This is a genomic window from Streptomyces sp. NPDC006259 (assembly GCF_042870975.1).
GTDB lineage: Bacteria > Actinomycetota > Actinomycetes > Streptomycetales > Streptomycetaceae > Streptomyces.
The window spans coordinates 318,363-342,699 of sequence record NZ_JBIAHY010000004.1 but is presented as its reverse complement, the minus strand read 5'-3'; the positions used below and the strand labels follow the sequence as shown (position 1 = coordinate 342,699).

Below are 24,337 nucleotides of genomic sequence, written 5' to 3'. Positions count from 1 at the left end.
TCGAGAGCATGACGAACGAAGGCATCACGAACGGAACCGACGGCACGACAGGCACGACGACCGCGGAATACGCTCCCGAGCACACCCCCCGGCTGGCCTGGGCCGAGCTGGCCCCCGAGGTCTACAAGGCGATGGTCCGGCTGGACGCCGCCGCCCGGAAGGGCCTCGACGCGAAGCTGCTGGAGCTGGTGAAGGTCCGCGCCTCGCAGATCAACCGCTGCGCGCTCTGCGTGGACATGCACAGCAAGGACGCGCTGGCGGCCGGGGAGAGTGTCGAGCGGATCGTCCAGCTCAGCGCCTGGGAGGAGTCCGGGCACTTCTACACGGAGAAGGAGCTGGCGGCGCTGGCGCTGACCGAGGCGGTGACCGTCCTGACGGACGGGTTCGTGCCGGACTCGGTGTACGAGCGGGCCGCCAAGCACTTCGAGGAGGCGGAGCTGGCGCAGCTGATCGCCGCGATCACGGTGATCAACGCGTGGAACCGGTTCGGCGTGACCTGCCGGCTGGTGCCGGGGCACTACCAGCCGGGGCAGCACCGGTGATCCCCGGGACGGCGGGCGCCCGCCGGATCCCGCGCGCGCGGAGCGCGTCAGCGGGCAGCGCGTCAGCGGGGAGCGCGTCAGCGGGCAGCGCGTCAGCGGGCAGCGCGTCAGCGGGGAGCACGCCGTGGTGACGAGGGCCGACGTCTTCCGGGCCCTGCACCGCGGGCGGCTCCCCGGCGATCCGCTGGTCCTGCCGGGGCCGTGGGACGCGGCCAGCGCCCGTGCCCTCGCCGACGCCGGTTTTCCGGCCCTGGCCACGCCCAGCGCGGGCGTCGCCGCCTCGCTCGGCTACGCGGACGGGGAGACACCGGCCGAGGAGATGTTCGCGGCCGTCGCGCGGATCGCCCGGGCCGTGGACGTGCCGGTGTCCGCGGACGTCGAGGACGGCTACGGCCTGCCGCCGAAGGAGCTGGTCGAGCGGCTGCTGGAGGCCGGGGCGGTGGGCTGCAACCTGGAGGACTCCGACGGGGGCGTCCTCAAGGACGCGCACGCCCACGCCGACTGGCTCGCCGAGGTGCGGTCGGCCGCCGCCGACCAGCTGTTCGTGAACGCGCGGATCGACACCTTCCTCCGGGGCGAACCCGACCCGGCGCGGGCCATCGAGCGGGCCGCGCTGTACGTCGCGGCCGGCGCCGACTGCGTGTATCCGATCGGCGCCCCCACCGCCGTACTGCCGCTGCTGCGGGCCGGGACACAGGGGCCGGTCAATGTGTTCGCGCGGGTCGGCGAGGGCCCCTCGCCCGCCGAACTCGGCGAACTCGGGGCCACCCGCGTCACGTTCGGACCGGGGGTGCAGCGGCAGGCGACGGCAGCGGTCACGGAGATCGCCGCACGCCTCCTCGCACACCCCTGAGGGCCTCCCGTCCGGATCGGGCCGGGCTCGCGGGGTCCGGCCCGATCCGGACGAGAGACCGCCGGTCTAGGACAGCCACGCGCGCCAGGTCGACGCGTGGCTGTCCACCCACTTCTTCGCCGCCTGCTCGGGGGTGAGCTTCTGGTCGGCGATCAGCAGGGAGACCATGTTCTGGTCCTCGGTGGTCCACTTGAACTTTTTCAGGAAGGCCGCCGCCCTGCCGCCGTTGCGCGCGAAGTCCGCGTTGAGGTACTTCTCCAGCGGGGTGTGCGGATAGCCGCAGGCGACCTTCTTCGGGTCGGCGTCGCAGCCCTCCTTGTACGCGGGCAGCCGTACCTCGGTCATCGGGACCTTCTCGAACAGCCACTGGGGGGCGTACCAGTAGGTGAGGAAGGGCTTCTTCTCCTCGGCGAACCGGCGGATCTGGGTGATCTGGGCGGCCTCGGAGCCGGCGAAGACGACCTGGTAGTCCAGGTCCAGGTTCTCCACGAGGGCCTTGTCGTTGGTGACGTACGACGGGGAGCCGTCCATCAGCTGGCCCTTGCCGCCGCTCTCCGGGGTGCGCAGCCGCGAGGCGTACTTGTCGAGGTTCTTCCAGTCGGTGACGTCCGGGTGGGCCTCGGCGAAGTACGTGGGGACGTACCAGCCGATGTGCCCGGTGACGCCGAGGTCGCCGCCGCGCGCGATGGTCTTCTTCTCGTCGACGTAGCGCTTCTCCTGGTCGGGATGGCCCCAGTCCTCCAGGAGAGCGTCGACGCGGCCCTGGCTGAGGGCGTCCCAGGCGGGCACCTCGTCGACCTGGACGGTGTCGACGCGGTAGCCGAGTTCGTGCTCCAGGAGGTACTGGGCGACGGCCACGTTGGCCTGCGCGCCGACCCAGGACTGGACGGACAGGGTGACCGTCCTCGCGCCCCGGGCGTTGGCGAAGGGCGAGGCCTGCTGGGTCATGTCGGCGGCGCCGCAGCCGGTGAGCAGCAGCAGGCCCGCCGCCGCGGCGGTGGTACGGAGTCGCATGTCAGGCTCCCTTCGTCGGGCGCCGGACGGCCGGCTGGGTGACGCGGTCGAGCATCAGCCCGAGGCAGACGATCGCGGCGCCGGCCACCAGACCGGTCGCCAGGTCGCCCTGGGCGAGGCCGAAGACGGCGTCGTAGCCGAGGGCACCGCCGCCGACCAGGCCGCCGATGATGACGACGGCGAGGACCAGGACGACGCCCTGGTTGACGGCGAGCAGCAGGGCGGGCCGGGCCAGTGGGAGCTGGACCTGGCGCAGTTGCTGGCCGCCGGTCGCGCCGAGCGAGCGGGCCGACTCCAGGGCGGCCGGGTCGACCTGGCGCAGACCCTGGGTGGTGATCCGCACGACGGCGGGCAGCGCGTAGACGACGGCCGCGGCGACGGCCGGTGCCCGGCCGACGCCGAACAGGGCCACGACCGGGATCAGGTACACGAACTGCGGCATCGTCTGGAAGACGTCCAGGACGGGGCGCAGCAGCCGTTCGACGGTGTCGCTGCGGGCCGCCGCGACACCGGTCGCGAAGCCCAGCACCAGGGTGACGGCGACCGCCGCGAGGACCTGTGACAGCGTGTCCAGGGCCGGCTCCCACACGCCGAGCACGCCGATCGCGGCCATGGCGAGGACGGCGGTCAGCGCGGTGCGCCAGGTGCCGATCAGCCAGGCGAGCGCGGCGACCAGCAGCAGCACCGACCACCACGGCAGCCACTGCAGGCCGTCGCGGACCGGGTCCAGGACCCAGGTGGTGAACCGGCCCGCCCAGTCGGCGGTGCCGCCGACGACGGGCACCCCGGAGTAGAGGTGGCCGGTCATCCAGTCGACGACCCGGTTGACCGGTTCGGCGATGGCGACCGTCCACGCGTCCGGCCAGTCGAGCCGGCCGGCCAGCCGTACCGCGACGGCCACGGCCACGGCGGCGGCGAGCAGCGCGTACGTGGTGCGGCGCCCGTGCGCCGACTCCGTGCCGCGTCCGGCCGCGGCCGTCACCCGGTCCAGGACGACCGCGAGCAGCACGATGGGGATGCCGGCGGCGAGGGCCGCGCCCACGTCGACCGAGGCCAGCGCCTGGTAGACGCGGTCACCGAGACCGCCGCCGCCGATCACCGACGCGATGACCGCCATCGACAGCGCCATCATGATCGTCTGGTTGAGGCCGAGGAGGAGTTCCCTGCGGGCCAGCGGGACACGCGCGGTCAGCAGTCGCTGGCGGGCGGTGGCGCCGAGCGACTCGACCGCCTCCAGGACCTCTTTGTCGGCGCCCCGCAGGCCGAGCGAGGTGAGGCGGGCCATGGGCGGGGCGGCGTACACGACGGTGGCCAGCACGGCCGCCGGGACGCCGATGCCGAAGACCAGGACGACGGGGAGCAGGTAGGCGAAGGCCGGCAGCACCTGCATGGTGTCCAGGACGGGACGCAGGGCGCGGTCCATGCGGTCGGACAGGCCGGCGGCCAGGCCCAGGAGCACGCCCACGACGACGGAGGCGAGGACGGCCACCGTCATGAGGGCGAGGGTCTGCATGGTCGGCACCCACATGCCGAGCAGGCCGCAGGCCAGGAACGCGGCGGCCGTGCCGGCCGCCAGCCGTACGCCCGCCGTGCGCCAGGCGACGAGCGCGCCCAGCGCGGTGACGCCGGCCCAGCCCGCGGCCAGCAGGAACAGGTACACGGCGCGTACCGAGAGCACGACGGCGTTGCTGATGTGGCCGAAGAAGTACAGGAAGAGGGGGTGGCTGTCCCGGTTGTCGACGATCCAGTCGCTGACGTGGGTCAGCGGGTCGGTCAGGTCGACGGTGAGGGCGGCGGGCCAGGTCCCGCTGTGCCAGCGGGCGTGGGCGAGGGGCACGAGGACCGCTGCCGCGAGGGCGAGGACGAGGAGTTTGTGGACGGCGCGGTTCCTCAGCGCGGCGGGGAGGGCGACCCGGGGGGCCGGTGCGGTGACCGTTGCCATTCAGACCGCCTCCCTACGGGGTTCCGCCCGCGCGGCGGCGCCGGGTGCCGTCCCCGCCACGACCTCCAGCAGGGCGCTCGAGTCGACCACGCCCAGGCAGCGGCCCTTGTCCATCACCCGGGCCGGGGTGCCGGCGCGTGCGACCGCTTCGATGGCCTCGGAGACCGTCGCGTCGGGGGAGACGGCGGGGCCGTTGCCCGCTTCCTCCGGGGTCGCGGCGCGCATCGCCGTGCGGACCGTGAGGACCTGCTCGCGTGGCACGTCGCGGACGAACTCGCGGACGTAGTCGTCGGCGGGCGAGCCGACGATCTCCTCCGGGGTGCCGAGCTGGACGACGCGGCCGTCCCGCATCAGGGCGATGCGGTCGCCGAGCTTGAGGGCTTCGCTCAGGTCGTGGGTGATGAAGACCATCGTGCGGCCCTCCTCGCGGTGCAGGCGGATCACCTCCTCCTGCATGTCCCGCCGGATCAGCGGGTCGAGCGCGCTGAACGGCTCGTCGAAGAGGAGGACCTCCGGGTCCACCGCCAGCGCCCTCGCCAGCCCGACCCGTTGGCGCTGGCCGCCGGAGAGCTGGCCGGGCCTGCGCTGCTCCATGCCCGCCAGGCCGACCTTGGCGACGACCTCGCGGGCCCGCTCGCGGCGCTCGGACCTGCCGACGCCCTGGATCTCCAGGCCGTAGGCCACGTTGTCGAGGACCGTGCGGTGCGGGAGGAGACCGAAGTGCTGGAAGACCATCGCGGCGCGGTGCCGGCGGAGTGCGCGCAGGCGGGTGCGGTCCATCGCGCGGACGTCCTCGCCGTCCACGGCGATGGCGCCGGCCGTCGGTTCGATCAGCCGGGTCAGACAGCGCACGAGGGTGGACTTGCCGGAGCCGGACAGGCCCATCACGACGAAGACCTCGCCCTTGCGGACGTCGAAGGAGACGTCGCGGACGGCGGCCGTGCAGCCGGTGCGGGAGCGCAGTTCGGCGGCGGGGAGGGCGGCCAGCTCCGCGTCGAGGGGGACGCGTTCGGACTTCGGGCCGAAGACCTTCCAGAGGTTCTCGACGGAGAACACGGGGGTGTGGGGGACCGTGGTCATCACGCACCGCCCCCGATCGTGGCCGCGGCCCGTTCGGCGATCACGCCGTCCGCGCGCTCCGCCAAGAGGTCGACCGCCCGTTCCCCGACCATCAGCACGCCGATCATGGGGTTGACCGCGGTCATGGTCGGGAACACCGACGCGTCGGCGACCCGCAGGCCGTCCAGGCCACGGACGCGCAACGCCGGGTCCACGACGGCCAGTTCGTCGTCGGCGGCACCCATGCGGCAGGTTCCCGCCGGGTGGTACACGGTGTGCGCGACCTTGCGGGCGTACTCGCTCAGCTCCTCGTCGCCGGTGAGGTCCGGCCCGGGGGCCACCTCGCGCTTGAGCCAGCCGGCGAGCGGCTCGGTCTTCGCTATCTCTCGGGCGATCCTGATGCCGTCGACGAGGGTGCGGCCGTCGTAGTCGTCCTCGTCGGTGAAGTAGCGGAAGTCGAGGGCCGGCTTCACGGCGGGGTCCGGGCTGGTCAGGTACAGGCGGCCGCGGCTCCTCGGCTTGGGGATGTTGGGGGTCATCGAGACGCCGTGGGCCGGGCGTTCGTAGCCGAGGCGCTCCGGGTTGTCCGTGAAGGGCACCTGGTAGAAGTGGAACATCAGGTCGGGGCCGGGGAGTTCGGGGTCGCGGCGCACGAACAGGCCCGCGTCGGAGTCCATCGCGGAGTTCTCGGGGATCGGGCCGTGCGTCTCCCACACGATCACCGACTCGGGGTGGTCGAGGAGGTTCTCGCCGACGCCGGGCAGGTCGTGGGCGACGGGTATGCCGAGGGCGTCCAGGTCGGCCCTGGGGCCGATGCCGGAGTGCAGGAGCAGGCGGGGCGAGTCGACGGCGCCCGCGCACAGCACGACCTCCTCGCGGGCCCGTACGACGAACTCCTCGCCGTCCCGCGCCCGTACGTGCACGCCCGTCGCCCGGGTGCCGTCCAGCTCCAGCCGGTACGCCCAGGTCTCCAGGAGGATGCGCAGGTTCGGGCGCTCGTCCATCACCGGGTGCAGATAGGCCACCGAGGCGCTGGAACGCTTGTTGTCCTCGGGGTGGTAGGCCAGGTCGAAGAAGCCGGCGCCTTCGGTGAACGGCCGCTGGTTGAAGCCCTCGACGCGGGGTACCCCGAGTGCGGTCCGCGCGGAGTCGACGAAGTCGCGGGCGATGGCGTTCCGGTCCTTCTCGTCGACCGGGACGATGTTGTTCAGCAGGCGGGTGTAGTAGGTCTCCATGGCGCCGGCGCCCCAGCCGTGGGCTCCGGCGGCCTCCCACTCGTCCCAGTCGGAGGGGAGCGGCTTGAAGGCGATGAGGGTGTTGTGGGAGGAGCAGCCGCCGAGGACGCGGGCGCGGCTGTGCCGGATGTGGGAGTTGCCGCGCGGCTGTTCGGTGGTGGGGTAGTCGTAGTCGAGTTCGCCGCCGAGCAGGCCCATCCAGCGGCGCAGGGTGAGGACGTCCTCGCGGCCGACGTCGCTGGGGCCGCCCTCGATGACGGCGACGGTGACGTCGGGATTCTCGGTGAGGCGGGCGGCTATGACGGAGCCGGCGGTGCCACCGCCGATCACGACGTAGTCGTAGACGTGGGGGGACTCGGGCATGGGGACTCCAGGGTGGAGGAGGTCGAGGGGGCGGGGGTCGAGGGCGGGCGCGGAGGTCGGGCACGGGGGGTGGGAGGGAGGTCCGGTGGCGAGGGGGCGGCCGGCCGGTCCGGTGCCGAGGGGAGGCCGGTGCGGCTCAGCCCGCGAACCAGCGGACCGGCTTCGGTGCGAGGTTCTGGTAGACGTGCTTGGTCTCGCGGTACTCGGCCAGTCCGGACGGGCCGAGTTCGCGGCCCACGCCGCTCCTGCCGAAGCCGCCCCACTCGGCCTGCGGGAGGTAGGGGTGGAAGTCGTTGATCCAGACGGTGCCGTGGCGGAGCCGGCCGGCGACCCGGCGGGCACGGCCCGCGTCGGTGGTCCAGACGCCGCCCGCGAGGCCGTACTCGGTGTCGTTGGCGAGGGCGACCGCCTCGTCCTCGGTGCGGAAGGTCTCGACGGTGAGGACCGGGCCGAAGACCTCCTCGCGGACGACGCGCATCTCGCGGTGGCAGCGGTCCAGGACGGTCGGCTCGTAGAAGTAGCCGTTCTCCGGCCGCTGCGGGGAGGGGTCGGGGCGCCTGCCGCCGGAGCGCAGTACGGCGCCCTCGGCCAGCGCGGACTCGACGTACGCCTCGACCTTGGCGCGCTGCTGCGCGGAGACGAGGGGACCGCACTCGACGCCGTCCTCGGTGCCGCGGCCGAGGCGGATCCGTCCGGCCCGGCGGGCGAGTTCGCCGACGAAGCGGTCCCGGACCGACTCCTCGACGATGAGGCGGGCGCCGGCGGAGCAGACCTGGCCGCTGTGGATGAAGGCCGCGTTGAGGGCCTGGTCCACGGCGGTGTCGAAGCCGTCCTCGGTGGCGCAGGCGTCGGCGAAGACGACGTTGGGGTTCTTGCCGCCGAGTTCGAGGGCGACCTTCTTGACGCTCGGGGCGGCGGCCTGGGCGACCTTGGTGCCGCTGACCAGGCCACCGGTGAAGGAGACCAGGTCGACGTCGGGGTGTTCGGCGAGCCGGGCGCCGACCGAGTGGCCGGGGCCGGTGACGATGTTGGCGACGCCCGCGGGCAGGCCCGCCTCGGCGAGCAGGTCGATGAGCGCGATCGTCGTCATCGGGGTGATCTCGCTGGGCTTGACGACGAAGGTGTTGCCGGCGGCGAGCGCCGGGGCGATCTTCCAACTGGCCTGGAGGAGCGGGTAGTTCCAGGGGGTGATCAGGGCGCAGACACCGACCGGTTCGTGGACGACGACGCTGTGGACGTCGGGCGAGCCGGCGTCGACGACCCGGCCGGGGGCCTCCGCGGCCACGAGGTCGGCGAAGTAGCGGAAGGCGTCGGCGACACAGTCGATGTCGACGCGGCCCTCTTCGACGGTCTTCCCCGCGTCGCGGGCCTCCAGCCGGCCGAGTTCTTCGCGGTCGCGTACGAGGAGTTCGGCGACGCGACGCAGCAGCGCGGCCCGCTCGGCGACGGAGGTGCGGGGCCAGTCGCCGTGGTCGAAGGCCTGCCGGGCCGCCGCCACCGCGAGATCGGTGTCCTTCTCGTCGCCCTCCGCGACCAGGGCGAACGGCAGGGCGTCCGCGGGGTCGAGGATCTCGCGCGTGGCGCCGGAGACGGCGCCACGCCATTCGCCGCCCGCGCGGATGGTCTTCCGCTCCTGGAGTTCTGTGCTGTCCGCCATGATCGGGATTGCCTTCCGTTCCTGTGCCGTACCGGTGAGTGACAGACGGGTCACCCATCGGGATCGTCAGCGCATGCCCTCTTGCCCTGATTGCATGCGCAATCCGTGGCCGAAAGTGTGCTGCGTCACTGAGAACGCGGACGAATCGGGGCAAACCTCCTGTCCGGCGTCCCTCTCTCGTCGCCGGCCCCCGCGGCAGCGACCGAGAGGGAAGCGGAACCTCGAACACGGCCGGCCCGGCCGCTCCGCCGACGGCGGGCCCAAGGGGTCGGTCGGACGCGCGGGGTCGGTGTCCGACGGGTGTCGATGCGGCGTGTCGAGACGGCGTGTCGAGACGGCGTGTCGAGGCGGCGTGTCGAGGCGGGGCGTCTATGTAGCGCGTCGATGCGGTGCGTCTATGCGGCGCGCGCTCTGTGGGGCGCGCTCTGTGGGGCGTCGATGCAGCGTGTCTCGGTGGCGCGTCGATGCGGCTCTCGCCGGGGAAGCGGAGCCGGATGGCGGGGCGGGGGATGTCGCGGCGAGCGCGTGCCCGGACCTGGTGGGGCGGATCGTGGGCGGTGTGCGGGGGCGCCCGGACGCACCGATCCCCGGGCGGCGGGTGCCGTCCGGGGATCGGGGAGTTCGGGGGTTCGGCGAGCCGTGGCTCAGATGAGGCCGAGGGCGCGGACCGCGTCGCGCTCCTCCGCCAGCTCCTGCACGGAGGCGTCGATACGGGCGCGGGAGAACTCGTTGACGTCCAGGCCCTGGACGATCTCGTAGGCGCCGTTCTTCGTGGTGACGGGGAAGGACGAGATGAGGCCCTCCGGGACACCGTAGGAGCCGTCGGACGGGATGCCCATGGAGGCCCAGTCGCCCTCGGCGGTGCCGTTGACCCACGTGTACACGTGGTCGATGGCCGCGTTGGCGGCGGAGGCGGCGGAGGACGCGCCACGCGCCTCGATGATGGCGGCGCCGCGCTTGGCGACGGTCGGGATGAAGTCCTCGGCCAGCCACTTCTCGTCGTTGACGACCTCTGCGGCGTTCTTGCCCGCGATCGTGGCGTGGAAGATGTCCGGGTACTGGGTGGCGGAGTGGTTGCCCCAGATGGTCAGGCGCTTGATGTCGGCGACCGTGGAGCCCGTCTTCTTCGCGAGCTGGGTCAGCGCGCGGTTGTGGTCCAGGCGGGTCATCGCGGTGAAGCGTTCGGCCGGTACGTCCGGGGCGGCGGCCTGGGCGATCAGGGCGTTGGTGTTGGCCGGGTTGCCGACGACCAGGACCTTGATGTCGTCCGCGGCGTGGTCGTTGATGGCCTTGCCCTGCGGCTTGAAGATGCCGCCGTTGGCCTCCAGGAGGTCGCCGCGCTCCATGCCCTTGGTGCGCGGACGGGCGCCCACGAGCAGGGCGACGTTGGCGCCGTCGAAGGCGACGTTCGGGTCGTCGGTGATCTCGATGCCCTGGAGCAGCGGGAACGCGCAGTCGTCCAGCTCCATGGCCGTGCCCTCGGCGGCCTTGAGCGCGGGCGTGATCTCCAGGAGGCGCAGCTTGACCGGCACGTCCGCGCCGAGCAGCTGGCCGGAGGCGATGCGGAAGAGCAGTGCGTAACCGATCTGGCCGGCCGCGCCGGTGACGGTGACGTTCACGGGAGTGCGGGTCATGGCGTTCTCCGTATGACAGCTGGCGGTGGGGCGTCCCTGCCCCGGACGTTTGATCGATCTCTTGGCGTCAAGAGATCCATCCAGCGGTCAGGCTATCGCGCATCCGGGATGCCGTACGTCCGGGGTTGTGTGGCCCGTCCCACAGAGTGACACCCGTTTGCGTCCCGGCACGGCGTCCCCCTCGCGCGCCCCGGAACCGAAGAGGCGGCCGCCGGTTCGGGAGAGGGGGGAACCGGGCGGCCGCCGAGGGGGGTACCGGGTCGCACCGGACTCCCGTGGGGGTACGGTGCGGCTGCCCGGAGCGGAGCGGGGTATTCCTGTAAGCGAGGGTCATTTTTTTCCTCCGGTTCCGCCGCCGACGGTCCGCCTCGCCCCGCACGGTTCCGCCGCCGACGGTCCGCCTCGCGCTTCGGATGCGGCGCGCGCAGACCCGGCTCACGGCGACGAGCCCGGCTCGCGCGGACCTGGCTCGCGCGGCCCGGCTCGCGCGGAGCCCCGCTCACGTACAGCCGTGCTCCCCCGACGCCAGCGCCACGCACGCGCGCATCTCGCCCGGCTCCTCGACCGCCACCATCGGGGTGTAGGCGATCGTGTCGCCGGTGGTGGCGACGCCGCCGCTCTGACGCACCTGGCCCACGGTCACCGTGACGGTGTCCCCCGGCACCGCCCCGACGATCCGGCCCCAGGCGGCGCCGCACGTGTCGCTGTGGCGGACCTCCAGCAGGGCCGTGCCGACGGTGACGCTGTGCGCGGTGGTGACGTGCTCGCCGCTGCACCGCATCTCCTCGGGGTCCTTGCCGGTGCAGTCGGGGCCCGCGCACAGCACGCCCGGTGGCAGAGCGCGGGTCGCGGTGGCGGACGGGGCCGGCGTCCCGGCGGCGGTCCGGTCCGGCTCGGCGGGTCCGCCGTCGGTCAGGAGGAAGGCGCCCACGGCGACGGTCACCACGCCGAGCGCGCCCGCCAGGAACATCGTGGGGCGGCGCGCGGGACGGCCGGGGGCGGTCGGCGGAACCACCCGCGCGGGTCCCGCGGGTCCGGCGGAGGCCTTGGGACCCGCGGGACCAGGCGCCGGGGCCGCGCGGGCTCGGGAGAGGCGTACAGCCTCGGCGGCGTTGCCGTGGCGCAGTTCCGAGCGGCTCCAGGCGCGCTCGGCCAGTTCCCACAGGGTGACCAGCGGGACCGGGTCGGTGCCGGTGGCCTCGGCCAGGGCGACGACCGCGCCCTTGGGAGCGAGCAGCCGGCCGTTGAGGTAGCGCTCCCACGACGCCCTGCCGTAGCCGGTTCGGTCGGCGATCGTGGCGAGGTTCGCGCCGTCGGTGTCGGCGTCCACGGTTCGGCGCAACCGAGTCACGAACTCCCCGACCTGCGGATCCAGCCCGTCCGGCAGGTCCTTCCAGCGAGGCATCGATCCCCCCTCTCCTCCGCCGTGTCCCCGCGGCCACGGTAGCGCCCGGCCGGGCACCGCGGCCCTCCCGGCGGGATCGGTTCCCGGACCGGGGTGGACTGTGGCGGGGCGCGCACACGGTGGCGGAACGGTCACCGCTGTGCCACAGCGGGCGGCCAGGCGTTGAACAGGTCGTTCACGGTGCGGCAGCGTGGAGCACGACGGCGGCCCGTCCTACTCGGGGGAGAGGACGGGCCGCCGTTCCCATGCTTTCGGCCGTCGGCCTCAGCCGTCGACCGTGAAGTGCAGGGTGTCCTTCAGGAAGGGGATCTGGAGCCACGGCCCGGGCTGGGCCATCAGCGCCAGCAGGACGATCGCCGCGCCCAGCACGCCGTACGTCGCGATGTCGGTGAAGCGGGAGCGGACGGCGAGCATGCCGACGCCCGGCAGGAACCAGCGCAGGGCCGCGCCGCCGAGCAGGGCGGCGCCGATCAGGATCGTGCCGACGCGGAACTGGTCGAAGGCGGTCACCAGCAGGCCCAGGGCGACCAGGCCCAGCACGGAGAGGATCGGCCACTGCCGGGCGGGGGCCGGGGCGTCTCGCGGCGCGGCCCGGCCCCCGCCCTCGGGGCGGGCGGTGTCCCGCGTGAACAGGGGGAAGCGGCGCGTGACACGGCGCGGGACGCCGTCGGCGTCGGGCGCGCTGACCGGGTCGCGCACGACGGGCTCCACGAACGCCCGCTCCGCGGCGGACATGTCCGCGTCACCGGCATCGGTGGGACTCGCGCCGTCCGAGCCGTCCGTACGGTCGGTGCGGTCGGTGCGGTCCCCGCCGTCCGTACGGTCCGCGGCGTCGGTGCTGGCCCCGTCCGTACGGTCCGCGGCGTCGGTGCTGGCCCCGTCCGTACGGTCCGCGGCGTCGGTGGTGGCCCCGTCCGGCCGGTGGGTGCCGTCGGTGGTGTCGCCGTCCGGGTGGTTGCCGCGCTCAGCCGACACTGCGCTCCGCCGCCTCGACCACGTTGACGAGCAGCTGGGCACGGGTCATCGGGCCGACGCCGCCGGGGTTCGGGGAGATCCAGCCGGCCACCTCGCGCACGTCCGGGTGGACGTCGCCCACGATCCTGCCCTCCGCGTTGCGCGAGACGCCCACGTCGAGGACGGCGGCGCCCGGCTTGACGTCCTCCGCGCGGACCAGGTGCGCGGAGCCCGCGGCGGCGACGATGATGTCCGCCCGCTTGAGGTGCGCCGAGAGGTCACGGGTGCCGGTGTGGCACTGGGTGACCGTGGCGTTCTCACTGCGCCGGGTCAGCAGCAGCGGCATCGAGCGGCCGATGGTGACGCCGCGTCCCACGACCACGACCTCGGCGCCGTTGATCTCGACGCCGTGGCGGCGCAGCAGGGTCAGCACTCCGTTGGGGGTGCAGGGCAGCGGTGCCGGTTCGTTGAGGACGAGGCGGCCCAGGTTCGTCGGGTGCAGGCCGTCGGCGTCCTTGGCGGGGTCCATCAGTTCGAGGACGCGGTTCTCGTCGATGCCCTTGGGCAGCGGGAGTTGCACGATGTAGCCGGTGCAGACCGGGTCCTCGTTCAGCTCGCGGACGACCGCCTCGATCTCCTCCTGCGTGGCGGTGGCGGGCAGTTCGCGCTGGATGGAGGCGATGCCCACCTCGGCGCAGTCGCGGTGCTTGCCGGCGACGTACTTCTGGCTGCCGGGGTCGTCCCCGACGAGGATCGTGCCGAGGCCGGGCGTGACGCCCTTCTCCTTCAGCGCCGCCACTCGGGCGGTCAGGTCCGACTTGATCTCGGCCGCGGTGGCCTTGCCATCGAGAATCTGGGCGGTCATGGACCCATCCTCCCGGATGACGCCCCCTCGGTTCCAATCCGGGTGACTCCGCCGCCGGACGCCGCCGCCCCCGCCGGTGAGATGATCATTTCGGCGGTGATCGACGACGTTGCACTTGCACAACGTCCCCCGTGACGGCTGGACAACGAACCCGCCGCTGACCAACGATTGACGCTCAGTGCCGCGGGCAGTACCGGGGGGACGCACCGCATCCGTACGGCCTTCCTCCGCACGTGCCACGCGTCGTCCCCGCACCCGAGCACACACGGAGGAAGGACCGCCATGAGCTTCGGCGAGCCGAACAACCCCTACGGGCCGCCGCCCCAGCAGCCCCCGGCCGCTCCCGGCCCCAGCCAGTCGCAGCAGCCGCCCGCCCCCGGATACGGCGTCCCGCAGGCACCGCCGTACCAGCAGCAGCCGTACCCGCAGCAGGCGTACCCGCAGTACCCCGGCGGTGGTCCGGGGTTCCCGGGCGGCTACCACCCCGGCGCCCCGGTGGAGATGCCGCGGCCGACCCGCGTCGCGCAGATCCTGGTCGGCGTGATCGCCCTGGCGCACGCGATCCTCGCCGGTGCGTACGTCTACTTCCTGACCCAGTGGGACGAGGTGATGACGGAGGCGGGCATCACCGGCGACCGGGAGGCGGAGGAGTTCGCCGACCTGGGCAAGGGAGTCGTGATCTTCTTCCTCTGCCTGGCCACGGTGTTCGCGGTCCTCGGCCTGATCCTGCTGCTCCAGTACGCCAAGGGCGGCAACACGGTGCGCGTCTGCTCGATCGTCTACGGCTCGTTCGCCATCGTCACCGGCATCTTCATGCTCGCCTACTGGGGTCTGGGCCTGATCCTCATGGCGGTCTCCGTCCTGGTGATCGTCCTGGCCGCGAAGCGGGAGAGCGCGAGCTGGTTCCAGCGCCCCCGCCACTGATCACCGCGGGGCGGTGCGGGGCCGCGGGCTGCGGGGCGCCCGCAGTGATCACCGGGGCGCCCGCCGCGCCGCGCGCGCCGAACGGTTCGCGCCATTCACGCCCGAGGGCCGTGTCGGACCCGTCCGATCGGGGACACGGCCCCGCTGCGTCGCCCTACCCTGGCTGCGGTAGCCGTCGGGCACGGGGAGACGCACCTTGTACAGCATCATCGTGGTACCTCCGCCGACCGCGGAGGACGGACGAGGGGGCGGCCAGGTCCGCCTCGCCCCGGGCGAGCGGCTCACCTTCGGGCGGTCCGCGGCCGACAACGGCCTGCGCATCCCGCACGACGGGGTCTCCCGCAGGGCGGGTGAGATCACCGCGCAGGGCGCCTTCTGGATACTGAGCAACCTCTCCGGCCGGCACACGTACGTGGTGGAGAACCCCGAGGGCGCGGGCGAGCACATCAAGGTCGGGCCGGGCCGGCTCGACGCCCCCGTGCCGTTCGAGTTCTCGCGGATCGTGCTGCCCGCGGCCGGTGACCTGCTGTCGTTCGAGGTGTGGGCGCCACGGCACGACTACCGGCGCCCGGACGGAACCGGCCCGGACGGCGACACGACCGCGCCCGCCTTCTCCCTGGACCGTACGAAGCGCTACTTCGCCGTGCTGGCCGCCCTGTGCGAGCCCCGGCTGCGCGGGGAGCCGCACGCCCCGCTGCCCACCGTCGACCAGGTCGTGGACCGGCTGCGCCCCACCTGGCCCGCGGCCTCCCGCACCTCCGTGCAGTGGAACATCGACTACCTGGCCGTGAAGCTGCGGCTGAAGCCGGGTCCGGACACCGCGGACACCGGGCCGCGGCTCAACGGCAAGAAGGAGTCGCTGGTCTCCCTGGCCCTCCGCTTCGACCTGGTGCGCGAGGACGACCTGGTCGTGCTGGCGGGCGCCGCCGCGAGACGAGCGGCACGATGACCGAGCCGTACGCCGTGCCGGTGCCGATCGGCTACCGGGTGGGCGACTGGGAGGTCAGGGCACCGCTCGCGACGGGGGCGTTCGGCAGCGTCTACGAGGCCCGGTACACCGGCGGACAGGGGCCGCTGCCGCGGACGGCGGCGCTGAAGTTCCTGCCCACGGGCACCAGTACGCCCCGCCGGCTGGCCCATCTGCGCGACCTCGTCGAGCGCGAGGTGGAGCTGTACCGGCGATTGAGCCACCCCCGGCTGATCCGCCTGTACGAGACGCTGACCGTCGACGACCCCGGCCGCCCCGGACTCGACGGCGCCACCGTCCTGGTCCTGGAGAAGGCGGCGGGCTCCCTGGCCGCGCTGCTCGCCCGCTCTCCCCGGCCGGCCGACGGGCCCGCGCTGCTGGCGCAGATCTGCGAGGGTCTCCACCAACTGCACGAGGCGGGCTGGGTGCACGGGGACCTCAAACCGGCCAATGTGCTGCTGATGCCGGACGGTTCGGTCCGCCTCGCCGACTTCAACATGGCGGCCGAACTCGAGGGCACCCACGCCTACACGCCCGCCTTCTCCACCCCCGACTACACCCCGCCCGAACTCCTGTGGTCCGAGATCGGCGAACGCGGCCGCCGGATCCGCCCGTCCGCGGACGTGTGGGCCTTCGGCGTCCTCGCCCACCTCGTCCTCGCCCACGCCTTCCCGCTGCCCGGCGGCACCCCGTCGGCCCGCCGCGACGCGGCCGCCGCCTACGCCCGCGGCGCCGACGAGCTGCGCCTGTCCCCCCGATTACCGGACGCGTGGCGGGACATCGTGCGGGACTGTCTGACCCGTACCCACGAAGACCGCGTCGGCGCCGGGGAGTTGCTGCGCCGCGTGGAGGCCGCCGAGGGCGCCGCGCCCCGGCCGCGGCGCCGTTCCCGGCGCGCGAGCGCGTTCGCCGCGGCGGGCGCCACCGTCGCCGCGGCCGTCCTCGGCTGGGGCGTCAGCTCCCTGGTGGCGGACGGCGGTGCCGCGGACGGCGGCCGGGGAACCGCCGGCGCCACCGGGACGGCCGTACCGGCGGCCGTCTACGGCGCCGGGGAACTGCGTACCGGCCGGGGCGTCCCCGCCGCCTACCGGCTGCTGATCGTCGAGACCGCGCACGACTGCGAGCAGGAGGGCGTCACCTCCGCCCTGATCGCCGCGATGCTGAAGGTGGAGAGCGACTTCGACCCCGACCTCTCCGACCCCGCCGAGGACGAGTACGGCATCGCCCGCTGGACGCCGAGCGTGCTGCGCTGGTGGATGAACGAGGACGGCACGCCCGGCGAGGCCGTGCCCTCGCCGCCCTTCCCGCCCGCCGAGTCCGTCCCGGCGATGGGCCGGTACCTGTGCTGGATCGCGCCCCGCCTGGATGGCCGGCTGCCGGGCGACCGCCGGGTGCTGATCGCGGCCGCCTACCGGACCTCGTACAAGAAGGTGAACGACGCGGGCGGAGTTCCCCCGACGTACCGCGACTACGCCGCCCGCGTCGCCCACTACCTCAAGGAGTACACGCCGCCCGGCCGGAAGTGACCCTGGGACGTCCGAGGTACCCGCCGGCCGCGTGTGCCGTCACCGTGGAACCCCCGCGAGGCGCACGGCGGGAAGACCCACGGAGGAGACGGGGTCGGGCGGACGACCGGCAGGCGGGCGTCCGCCCGGACGGGGGCGGGCAGCCGGGCACGGTGCCGGGCCGCCCGCCCTCGCCCACCGGCGGATCGGGGAAGAGGGAGCCGATCAGTGGAAGAAGTGCCGCGTCCCCGTGAAGTACATGGTGACGCCCGCCTTCTTCGCGGCCTCGACGACCAACTCGTCACGGACCGAACCGCCCGGCTGGACCACGGCCTTCACCCCGGCCTCGACGAGGATCTCCAGCCCGTCGGGGAAGGGGAAGAACGCGTCGGAGGCGGCGTACGACCCCTGCGCGCGCTCCGCGCCGGCCCGCTCGACGGCGAGCTTGGCGGAGTCCACCCGGTTGACCTGACCCATGCCGACACCGACCGAGGCGCCGTCCTTGGCGAGCAGGATCGCGTTGGACTTCACGGCACGGCACGCCTTCCAGGCGAAGGACAGCTCGGCCAGCTCGTCGGCGGTGAGCGCCTCGCCGGTCGCCAGCGTCCAGTCGGCCGGGTCGTCGCCCTCGGCCTGGAGGCGGTCGGCGACCTGGAGCAGGGCACCGCCGTCGATCGGCTTGACGTCCACGGGGTGGGCCGGGCCGTCGGGGCAGCGCAGGACGCGGATGTTCTTCTTCTTGGCCAGGGCCTCCAGCGCGCCGTCCTCGTAGCCGGGCGCGACGATGACCTCGGTGAAGATCTCGGCGACCTGCTCGGCCAGCTCCTTGCTGACCGGCCGGTTGACGGCGATCACGCCGCCGAACGCCGACAGCGGGTCGCAGGCGTGCGCCTTGCGGTGCGCCTCGGCGACGTCCGCGCCGATCGCGATGCCGCACGGGTTGGCGTGCTTGATGATCGCGACGGCCGGCTCGGCGTGGTCGTAGGCGGCACGGCGGGCGGCGTCGGTGTCCGCGTAGTTGTTGTACGACATCTCCTTGCCGTGCAGTTGCTCGGCCTCGGCCAGGCCGCCCGTGCCCGCGGTGTAGAGGGCGGCGGGCTGGTGCGGGTTCTCGCCGTAGCGCAGGGTGTGCGCGCGCTCCAGGCTGGTCGCGAGGAACGAGGGGAACGGGGAGTCGTCGGCCGGGGCGTAGGAGGAGGCGAACCAGGAGGACACCGCGATGTCGTACTCGGCGGTGTGCCGGAAGGCCTCCGCGGCCAGCCGCTTGCGGGCGGTCAGGTCGAAGCCGCCGCCCTTGACCGCGGTCAGGACGTCGGCGTAGCGCTCGGGGCTGGTGACCACGGCGACCGACGGGTGGTTCTTGGCGGCGGCGCGCACCATGGACGGCCCGCCGATGTCGATCTGCTCGACGCACTCGTCGGGCGAGGCGCCGGAGGCGACCGTCTCGCGGAACGGGTACAGGTTCACGACGACGAGGTCGAACGGCTCGACGCCCAGCTCCACGAGCTGCCGACGGTGGTCCTCCAGCCGCAGGTCGGCGAGGATCCCGGCGTGCACCCGGGGGTGCAGCGTCTTGACGCGGCCGTCCAGGCACTCGGGGAAGCCGGTCAGCTCCTCGACCTTGGTGACGGGGACGCCGGCGGCGGCGATGCGGGAGGCGGTGGACCCGGTGGAGACGAGGGTGACACCGGCCTCGTGCAGCCCGCGCGCCAGTTCCTCGAGGCCGGTCTTGTCGTAGACGCTGACGAGCGCGCGACGGATCGGCCGCTGGGTGCTCTCGGTGCTCTCGGCGGTCACTGGATAACTACCTTTCGTCCCTCGATGCGATAGCCGTTGCGGGCGAGGCGCCCCACGACCTCGACGAGCAGCCTTCGCTCGACTTCCTTGATGCGCTCGTGCAGCGCGCTCTCGTCGTCCTCGTCCCGGACCTCCACCACGCCCTGCGCGATGATCGGGCCGGTGTCGACGCCGTCGTCGACGAAGTGGACGGTGCAGCCGGTGACCCGGGCGCCGTACGCGAGCGCGTCCCGCACTCCGTGGGCCCCCGGGAAACTGGGGAGCAGGGCGGGGTGGGTGTTGACGAACCGCCCACCGAACCGCGCCAGGAACTCCCTGCCGACGATCTTCATGAACCCGGCGGACACCACGAGGTCGGGTGCGTGGGCGGCGACGGCCTTCGCGAGGGCGTCGTCCCACGCCTGCCGGGTCTCGTGGTCCTTCACCCTGCACACGAAGGTGGGGATGCCGGCCCGCTCGGCCCGCGCGAGCCCCTCGATGCCCTCCCGGTCCGCGCCCACGGCCACGATCTCGGCGCCGTAGGAGTCGACACCGGTCGCGGCGATCTCGTCGAGCAGCGCCTGAAGATTCGTACCGGAACCGGAGACCAGCACGACGAGGCGCTTGGCCACGGGCTTGGCGGCCACTGTGGGGCCCTTTCTCGGGGGAGCGTCTGTACGTCGGCCGACTCACGACGCCACGCTTGTGCATTCATACGAATGCTTCGCGTCCCGAGATACGGGGAAGTCTACGAAGCGGCCGACCGTCAGCAACGATACCGGCACACCGGACGGCCCCCGCGGGACGGGGGCGTGGCCGGAAGGTAGCGTCTGGGGCGAGCGGGCTCGGGAACGCGGTCGTCGTGCGGAGCGTTTCCCGGGTGACGCTCACACCGACAGCCGTATTCGGCCGCCTCGGCCGCCAAGCCGTGACCGCCGCCGTGATCACTTAGGGGAAGACGCTCTCTTGATGCCGGACCGCAGTCTGCGACTCCTCACGCTCCCCCCGCAGTCACCACAGGGAGGGGAGCGCGGCGCCGTGCTGCTGCGGGAGCGCCCAGCCACCCCGCCCGACGCGCCCACCGGCCGTGAGAACGGCGACGGGGGCTCCGCGCCGGACGCCCCGCCGAAGGACGACAACCCCTTCGCCCCGCCCCCGGAGGGCTCTCCGGACCGCCCCTGGCAGCCGCGCCGCCCGCCCCAGGGCGGCGGCGAGCCCCCTTCCGGCGACACCCCCTCCGGGTACACCCCCTGGGGAAGTCAGTGGAGCGACCGCCAGCCCGGCCGCTCCGGCGGCGGCTTCGGCGAGCGCCCGGGCGGCCCTCCCGAGGGCGGCGGCGGTCCCGGCTCCGAGCCCAACCCGCGCTGGAATCCCAAGGACCCGTCCCAGCGCCGCGCCCGCTACGCCCTGCTGTGCGGCATGTGGGCCTTCTTCTTCGCCCTCTTCGGCTGGCCCTACGTCGCCCTCCTGCTCGGCGCGCTCGCCCTCAACTGGGGCATCGGCGCGCTGCGCGCCAAGCCGCGCACCCCCGACCCGGACAACCCCGAGCCGCCCGCGCGCCCGCAGACCACGGCAGCCGTCAGCGGCGTGGTCACCGCGTCCCTGGCCCTGGCCCTGGTGGCCCTCACCTTCACGGCGCAGCTCGTCTACAGCGACTACTACACCTGCACCGACGACGCCCTGACCCACCAGTCCAGGCAGGCCTGCGACGACCTCCTGCCGAAGCAGCTGAGGAATGTGCTGGGCGGCAACGACTAGGGTCTCCCGTTCGGATCGTGGCGGGCTCGTTCGGATCGTGGCGGGCTCGGCGCTGTGCCGGGCTCGGCGCCCCATGCCGGCCGGTCCGAGGGTGTTCCCTTCGGGAGAGGCCAAGGGTGTTTCCTCGCGGGGAGGGCGAGACAGGACCGGTCCTGGCCGGTTCGTGACCGGCAGCGGGGTGCGGGGCGGCGCCCCCCACCCGGGAAGGGGCGGCGGGGCGGCGCCACCTGCGCCGTTCACGGTGTGTCGGCGCCTTCCTCCCGCTCGAAGTCGTACGGCTCGGCGTCGGAGCCGGGCGTGGACGCGGGCGCGGACGCGACAGCAGGAGCCGGCGCGGGTACGGGTACGGGCACGGGCACGGACGCCGTAGCAGCCGTCACCGCACCGCGCCCCCACCACCGCCGCAACGCCAGCCCCACCGGCACTCCCACCCCCACCACCCAGGCCCCCACGGCCGCGCCCACCTGCCATCCCACCGGCCCGAACCGGGCCAGGGTCCCCACTCCCAGCGGGCCCCCGGCCATCCCCCCGAGGACCGCGAACCCGACAGCGCACACCAGCCCCGCCAACCCCACCACCCCCACGGTCCGCTTCCAGGACCAGACCCTCGCCCCACCCCGTACCGCCCCCCTGGCCACGAACATCCCCACCGCGGCGCCGGCCAGCAGGGCCACCACCCCCGCGGCCCAGTTCAGGCCTCCGCCGGCGCCCGCCTCCGGCACCGCCGCCAACAGGGGGAACGGCGGCAGCATGGGAGCCGGATCGGAGGCCGACGGCGCCACCACGTGCCCGACCCCCAGCACGAACCCGGGCCCCACCGCGTACGCCGCCCCCCACACCGCCGCGTTGGGCACCAGCACCGCACACAGCAGCAGCACGGCGAACCGCCCCGACCACCCCTCCGTCAGCTGCAGGAACGCCCCCCGCGCCGCCCCGAGATGCCACACCGACGACACCGCCACCAGCAGGGCGCCGCCCCCCACCAGCACCGCGGCCCCCGCCCCCGCCGCCCGCACGGCGACCCCCACCCGCTCGCGCCCCTCCACCCCGGTCAGCAACCGCCGCAGCGCCCGGGGCAGCAGCGCGAGCACTCTCTCCACCGGCCTGCGGGGACGCCCGTAGGCCGTCCAGGCCCCCATCCCGGCCGCGGCGACCACCACCGCCGGCAGCGACACCCCGGCCCCGATCCAGGAGGGCCGCAGGGCACCCCCGGCCGCGTATCCGGCGACGGCCGCCGCGACGGCGAGATACCCGAGGACGACCCCCGCCCACGCGGTGCGCGCGCTCACCAGGGGAGCGCCCTCCTCCCCGTCCACCGCGTCCCGCGCGGCCCGGTGCAGGAGCCACACGGGCAGGGCGAGCAGCAGCAGGGGCGTGACGCCGAGCGGCGCGGGGACGCCGGACAGGGTGTCGGCCCGCACCAGTTCCACCCCGTGCGCCAGCAGCCACAGCGCGGCGGCGACATGCAGCGCGCCGCCGGGCCCGCTGTCGGGGTAGGGCGAGCTGATCCACAGCCCCATCACGAGCACGGCGAACGAACCGAGCCCGAGCCCCGCCGCCAGCACACCGGCGAACAGTCCGGCGGCCAGTCCGGGGGAACGGTCCCGCATCCGGTTCCGCGACCTGGCGAGAACGAGCGACAACGACGAACGGCGAGCGGTCATCTGGATCACGCCCGCCATGGTCCCAACGACACGCGCTTTCCCGCCGTAACAGGCGAACCCCCGTTGTGTCGCTCAATATACGTTTATGTACTTTTTCGTACGGAGGGGTGCCCGGTGACACAGAGCTTCGACACCCCGCTCCCCCCGCCGAAGGAACGCCGACGCCTGCGCGAGACGGGCTCGCTGACGCGGACTCAGCTGGCGGCACGGCTGGGCGTCAGCAGGGAGACGGTGCGCGCGTGGGAGACCGGCCGCTCGACTCCGAGCGGCCGCGCGAGGGAGTCGTACGGGAAACTGCTGGCCTCGCTGGCAGTCGGGCCGTCGGGGGAAGTGACGAACCGACAGAACGCCACACCCCCGGCACACCTGATCGTCAGTTCGGGCGGCACCGGGCAGGCCCTCCCGCCCACCGCCGCTCTCGCCCCGCCGCCCGCCGACCCGGCCCCGCCGACCCCCGCGCAGGCCTTCGACGCCCTGTACACCTTCTGCGCTCCCGCCCTCGTCCGCCAGGCCTTCCTCCTCACCGGCCGCCGCGAACTGGCCCGCGAGTCGGTCGAGCAGGCCTTCCAGGTCGCCTGGCAGCGCTGGCCCGAGGTGGCCGTCGATCCCGACCCGCCGAGCTGGGTCCGGGCGACGGCGCACGACTACGCGCTGTCCCCCTGGCACCGGTTCCGCCCCCGCTACCGCCACCCCGAACCGCCGCCGGCCGATGCCCGCGACCGCGCCCTGCTCGACGTACTCCTCACGCTCCCGCCGTCCTACCGCCGCACCCTCCTGCTGTACGACGGGGTCGGCCTGGGGCTGCCGGAGACCGCGGCGGAGACGGAGGCGAGCACGCCGGCGACGGCGAGCCGCCTGCTGCACGCCCGCGCGGCGATCGCCGCCCGTCTGCCGGATCTGGCGGAACCGAGCGAGTTGCACCGCCGTCTGGCCGAGACGGCGTCGACGGAACGCCTGCACGCCGCCAAACCCCCGACGGTACGGATCGGCGGCGAGCGCCGGGCGCGGTTCTGGACCAGGGCGGCGATCGCCATCACGGTGGCGATCATCGGCGCGACGGCCCTGACCCTGCACTCGGCGCCCACCCGTTACGAGCCCCCGGTCCCGCCCGGCGAAGCCGTCCCCGGCGTCCCGCCGAGAGCGGCGCCCGGAACCCTCTCGGCGGCGGAACTGGCGCTGCGGGCCAAACTCCGGGCGGAAGCGGCGAACAGCCCGGGAAAGCTTGTGCCGGAGGCTCGCTGACGCGGGCACCGCGGGAGCGGCTCCCGCGGACACGTCGGTGGGCCCGCCCCCTCGGGGACGGGCCCACCGACGTTCAGCCGAGGAGAACCGGTCAGCCGGCCAGGATCTCCCGCGCCAGCTTCGCCGTCTCGGTCGGCGTCTTGCCGACCTTGACGCCGGCGGCCTCGAGGGCCTCCTGCTTCGCGGCGGCCGTGCCGGAGGAGCCGGAGACGATGGCGCCGGCGTGGCCCATGGTCTTGCCCTCGGGCGCGGTGAAGCCCGCGACGTAGCCGACGACCGGCTTCTTCACGTTGTCCTTGATGAAGGCCGCGGCCCGCTCCTCGGCGTCGCCGCCGATCTCACCGATCATCACGATCAGGTCGGTGTCGGGGTCGGCCTCGAACGCGGCGAGCGCGTCGATGTGCGTCGTACCGATGACCGGGTCGCCACCGATGCCGACGGCGGACGAGAAGCCGATGTCCCGCAGCTCGTACATCATCTGGTAGGTCAGCGTGCCGGACTTCGAGACCAGGCCGATGCGGCCCGGCTTCGTGATGTCGCCCGGGATGATGCCGGCGTTCGACTGACCCGGGGTGATGAGACCGGGGCAGTTCGGGCCGATGATCCGCGTCTTTTTGCCCTGCGAGACGGCGTACGCGTAGAACGCGGCCGAGTCGTGGACGGCGATGCCCTCGGTGATGACGACGGCCAGCGGGATCTCCGCGTCGATCGCCTCCACGACGGCGGCCTTGGCGAAGGCCGGCGGCACGAAGAGGACGGACACGTTGGCGCCCGTCTTCTCGATCGCCTCGGCGACCGTGCCGAAGACCGGGATCTCGGTGCCGTCGATGTCGACGGACGTGCCCGCCTTGCGGGGGTTCACGCCACCGACGATGTTGGTGCCGTCCGCCAGCATGAGCTTGGTGTGCTTCATGCCCGTGGCACCGGTCATGCCCTGGACGATGACCTTTGAGTCCTTGTTGAGGAAGATAGCCATGG

General features: G+C 73.6%; 20 protein-coding genes. 7 read left to right on the top strand and 13 right to left on the bottom strand.

The annotated features are described in order from the left end of the window. Positions 1-8 precede the first annotated feature (8 nt). Together ACFYO5_RS18160 and ACFYO5_RS18155 are read left to right on the top strand one after the other, a co-directional pair. A complete protein-coding gene (locus ACFYO5_RS18160) occupies positions 9-542 on the top strand; it encodes a carboxymuconolactone decarboxylase family protein (RefSeq protein ID WP_388709676.1) in 534 nt (177 codons plus the stop codon). Between the two features lie 127 nt (positions 543-669). Further along, positions 670-1,395: an isocitrate lyase/phosphoenolpyruvate mutase family protein gene (locus tag ACFYO5_RS18155; protein ID WP_388710400.1), complete on the top strand. Its 726-nt coding sequence runs from the start codon at positions 670-672 to the stop codon at positions 1,393-1,395. A gap of 66 nt (positions 1,396-1,461) precedes the next feature. On the opposite strand, the gene ACFYO5_RS18150 is transcribed toward ACFYO5_RS18155, so the two are convergent. The 9 genes from ACFYO5_RS18150 to ACFYO5_RS18110 all read right to left on the bottom strand — a co-directional run bounded on the left by ACFYO5_RS18150 (position 1,462) and on the right by ACFYO5_RS18110 (position 13,523). Then, positions 1,462-2,409 carry an ABC transporter substrate-binding protein gene (locus ACFYO5_RS18150; RefSeq protein ID WP_356560218.1) on the bottom strand — a complete coding sequence of 316 codons (948 nt, stop codon included), beginning with the start codon at positions 2,407-2,409 and terminating at the stop codon, positions 1,462-1,464. Position 2,410: 1 nt separating this feature from the next. Then, positions 2,411-4,351, bottom strand: a complete 1,941-nt coding sequence (locus ACFYO5_RS18145; protein WP_388709674.1) for an ABC transporter permease — start codon at positions 4,349-4,351, stop codon at positions 2,411-2,413. After that, complete coding sequence (locus ACFYO5_RS18140; protein ID WP_388709672.1) at positions 4,352-5,431, bottom strand: glycine betaine/L-proline ABC transporter ATP-binding protein; 1,080 nt, start codon at positions 5,429-5,431, stop codon at positions 4,352-4,354. Further along, positions 5,431-7,008, bottom strand: a complete 1,578-nt coding sequence (locus tag ACFYO5_RS18135; protein ID WP_388709670.1) for a GMC family oxidoreductase — start codon at positions 7,006-7,008, stop codon at positions 5,431-5,433. Before ACFYO5_RS18135 ends, ACFYO5_RS18140 begins: the two co-directional genes overlap by 1 nt. 136 nt (positions 7,009-7,144) lie before the next feature. Continuing rightward, entirely contained in the window at positions 7,145-8,665 is a 1,521-nt protein-coding gene (locus tag ACFYO5_RS18130; RefSeq protein ID WP_356560222.1) for an aldehyde dehydrogenase family protein, read from the bottom strand. 644 nt (positions 8,666-9,309) lie between these two features. Continuing rightward, on the bottom strand, positions 9,310-10,299 hold the full coding sequence (locus ACFYO5_RS18125; RefSeq protein WP_356560223.1) for a malate dehydrogenase: 990 nt from the start codon (positions 10,297-10,299) through the stop codon (positions 9,310-9,312). 499 nt (positions 10,300-10,798) lie between these two features. Next, positions 10,799-11,704, bottom strand: coding sequence for a DUF2690 domain-containing protein (locus ACFYO5_RS18120; RefSeq protein ID WP_388709667.1), 906 nt, complete (start codon positions 11,702-11,704; stop codon positions 10,799-10,801). Positions 11,705-11,968: 264 nt separating this feature from the next. Beyond that, on the bottom strand, positions 11,969-12,439 hold the full coding sequence (locus ACFYO5_RS18115) for a DUF3017 domain-containing protein (RefSeq protein WP_388710398.1): 471 nt from the start codon (positions 12,437-12,439) through the stop codon (positions 11,969-11,971). 229 nt (positions 12,440-12,668) lie between these two features. Continuing rightward, positions 12,669-13,523 (bottom strand): bifunctional methylenetetrahydrofolate dehydrogenase/methenyltetrahydrofolate cyclohydrolase, encoded by an 855-nt coding sequence (locus ACFYO5_RS18110; protein WP_388709665.1) that lies wholly within the window; start codon positions 13,521-13,523, stop codon positions 12,669-12,671. Positions 13,524-13,805: 282 nt separating this feature from the next. Between ACFYO5_RS18110 and ACFYO5_RS18105 the strand changes: the two genes are divergently transcribed. From ACFYO5_RS18105 to ACFYO5_RS18095, 3 genes are all read left to right on the top strand, one after another. Next, positions 13,806-14,447: a hypothetical protein gene (locus tag ACFYO5_RS18105; protein ID WP_388709663.1), complete on the top strand. Its 642-nt coding sequence runs from the start codon at positions 13,806-13,808 to the stop codon at positions 14,445-14,447. Between the two features lie 196 nt (positions 14,448-14,643). Continuing rightward, positions 14,644-15,396, top strand: a complete 753-nt coding sequence (locus ACFYO5_RS18100; protein WP_388709661.1) for an FHA domain-containing protein — start codon at positions 14,644-14,646, stop codon at positions 15,394-15,396. After that, positions 15,393-16,940, top strand: coding sequence for a protein kinase (locus tag ACFYO5_RS18095; RefSeq protein WP_388709659.1), 1,548 nt, complete (start codon positions 15,393-15,395; stop codon positions 16,938-16,940). Before ACFYO5_RS18100 ends, ACFYO5_RS18095 begins: the two co-directional genes overlap by 4 nt. 204 nt (positions 16,941-17,144) lie before the next feature. Here ACFYO5_RS18095 and purH read toward each other — a convergent pair whose 3' ends face one another. Both purH and purN read right to left on the bottom strand, forming a co-directional pair. Beyond that, positions 17,145-18,716 (bottom strand): bifunctional phosphoribosylaminoimidazolecarboxamide formyltransferase/IMP cyclohydrolase, encoded by a 1,572-nt coding sequence (purH, locus tag ACFYO5_RS18090; RefSeq protein WP_388709657.1) that lies wholly within the window; start codon positions 18,714-18,716, stop codon positions 17,145-17,147. Further along, the gene (gene purN / locus ACFYO5_RS18085; protein WP_356560231.1) at positions 18,713-19,342 is read right to left on the bottom strand and encodes a phosphoribosylglycinamide formyltransferase; all 630 of its coding nucleotides are present in this window, start codon (positions 19,340-19,342) and stop codon (positions 18,713-18,715) included. The genes purH and purN overlap by 4 nt, the downstream gene beginning before the upstream one ends. A 322-nt stretch (positions 19,343-19,664) precedes the next feature. On the opposite strand from purN, the gene ACFYO5_RS18080 reads away from it, so the two are divergent. After that, the gene (locus ACFYO5_RS18080) at positions 19,665-20,453 is read left to right on the top strand and encodes a hypothetical protein (protein ID WP_388709655.1); all 789 of its coding nucleotides are present in this window, start codon (positions 19,665-19,667) and stop codon (positions 20,451-20,453) included. 236 nt (positions 20,454-20,689) lie between these two features. On the opposite strand, the gene ACFYO5_RS18075 is transcribed toward ACFYO5_RS18080, so the two are convergent. Then, entirely contained in the window at positions 20,690-22,117 is a 1,428-nt protein-coding gene (locus ACFYO5_RS18075) for a DUF6350 family protein (RefSeq protein ID WP_388710396.1), read from the bottom strand. Between the two features lie 114 nt (positions 22,118-22,231). Between ACFYO5_RS18075 and ACFYO5_RS18070 the strand changes: the two genes are divergently transcribed. Beyond that, positions 22,232-23,359, top strand: coding sequence for a helix-turn-helix domain-containing protein (locus ACFYO5_RS18070; RefSeq protein WP_388709653.1), 1,128 nt, complete (start codon positions 22,232-22,234; stop codon positions 23,357-23,359). Positions 23,360-23,450: 91 nt separating this feature from the next. Here the strand turns inward: ACFYO5_RS18070 and sucD are convergent, their stop codons facing one another. Beyond that, positions 23,451-24,335: a succinate--CoA ligase subunit alpha gene (gene sucD / locus ACFYO5_RS18065; protein WP_388709651.1), complete on the bottom strand. Its 885-nt coding sequence runs from the start codon at positions 24,333-24,335 to the stop codon at positions 23,451-23,453. Positions 24,336-24,337: the final 2 nt, after the last annotated feature.

What these genes read in the sequence shown, in the direction of transcription:
- ACFYO5_RS18160 (WP_388709676.1), top strand. Translation starts at nt 9, where the DNA reads ATGACGAACGAAGGCATCACGAACGGAACCGACGGCACGACAGGCACG.
- ACFYO5_RS18150 (WP_356560218.1), bottom strand. Translation starts at nt 2,409, where the DNA reads ATGCGACTCCGTACCACCGCCGCGGCGGCGGGCCTGCTGCTGCTCACC.
- ACFYO5_RS18145 (WP_388709674.1), bottom strand. Translation starts at nt 4,351, where the DNA reads ATGGCAACGGTCACCGCACCGGCCCCCCGGGTCGCCCTCCCCGCCGCG.
- ACFYO5_RS18140 (WP_388709672.1), bottom strand. Translation starts at nt 5,431, where the DNA reads ATGACCACGGTCCCCCACACCCCCGTGTTCTCCGTCGAGAACCTCTGG.
- ACFYO5_RS18135 (WP_388709670.1), bottom strand. Translation starts at nt 7,008, where the DNA reads ATGCCCGAGTCCCCCCACGTCTACGACTACGTCGTGATCGGCGGTGGC.
- ACFYO5_RS18130 (WP_356560222.1), bottom strand. Translation starts at nt 8,665, where the DNA reads ATGGCGGACAGCACAGAACTCCAGGAGCGGAAGACCATCCGCGCGGGC.
- ACFYO5_RS18125 (WP_356560223.1), bottom strand. Translation starts at nt 10,299, where the DNA reads ATGACCCGCACTCCCGTGAACGTCACCGTCACCGGCGCGGCCGGCCAG.
- ACFYO5_RS18120 (WP_388709667.1), bottom strand. Translation starts at nt 11,704, where the DNA reads ATGCCTCGCTGGAAGGACCTGCCGGACGGGCTGGATCCGCAGGTCGGG.
- ACFYO5_RS18115 (WP_388710398.1), bottom strand. Translation starts at nt 12,439, where the DNA reads ATGTCCGCCGCGGAGCGGGCGTTCGTGGAGCCCGTCGTGCGCGACCCG.
- ACFYO5_RS18110 (WP_388709665.1), bottom strand. Translation starts at nt 13,523, where the DNA reads ATGACCGCCCAGATTCTCGATGGCAAGGCCACCGCGGCCGAGATCAAG.
- ACFYO5_RS18105 (WP_388709663.1), top strand. Translation starts at nt 13,806, where the DNA reads ATGAGCTTCGGCGAGCCGAACAACCCCTACGGGCCGCCGCCCCAGCAG.
- ACFYO5_RS18095 (WP_388709659.1), top strand. Translation starts at nt 15,393, where the DNA reads ATGACCGAGCCGTACGCCGTGCCGGTGCCGATCGGCTACCGGGTGGGC.
- ACFYO5_RS18080 (WP_388709655.1), top strand. Translation starts at nt 19,665, where the DNA reads ATGCCGGACCGCAGTCTGCGACTCCTCACGCTCCCCCCGCAGTCACCA.
- ACFYO5_RS18075 (WP_388710396.1), bottom strand. Translation starts at nt 22,117, where the DNA reads ATGACCGCTCGCCGTTCGTCGTTGTCGCTCGTTCTCGCCAGGTCGCGG.
- sucD (WP_388709651.1), bottom strand. Translation starts at nt 24,335, where the DNA reads ATGGCTATCTTCCTCAACAAGGACTCAAAGGTCATCGTCCAGGGCATG.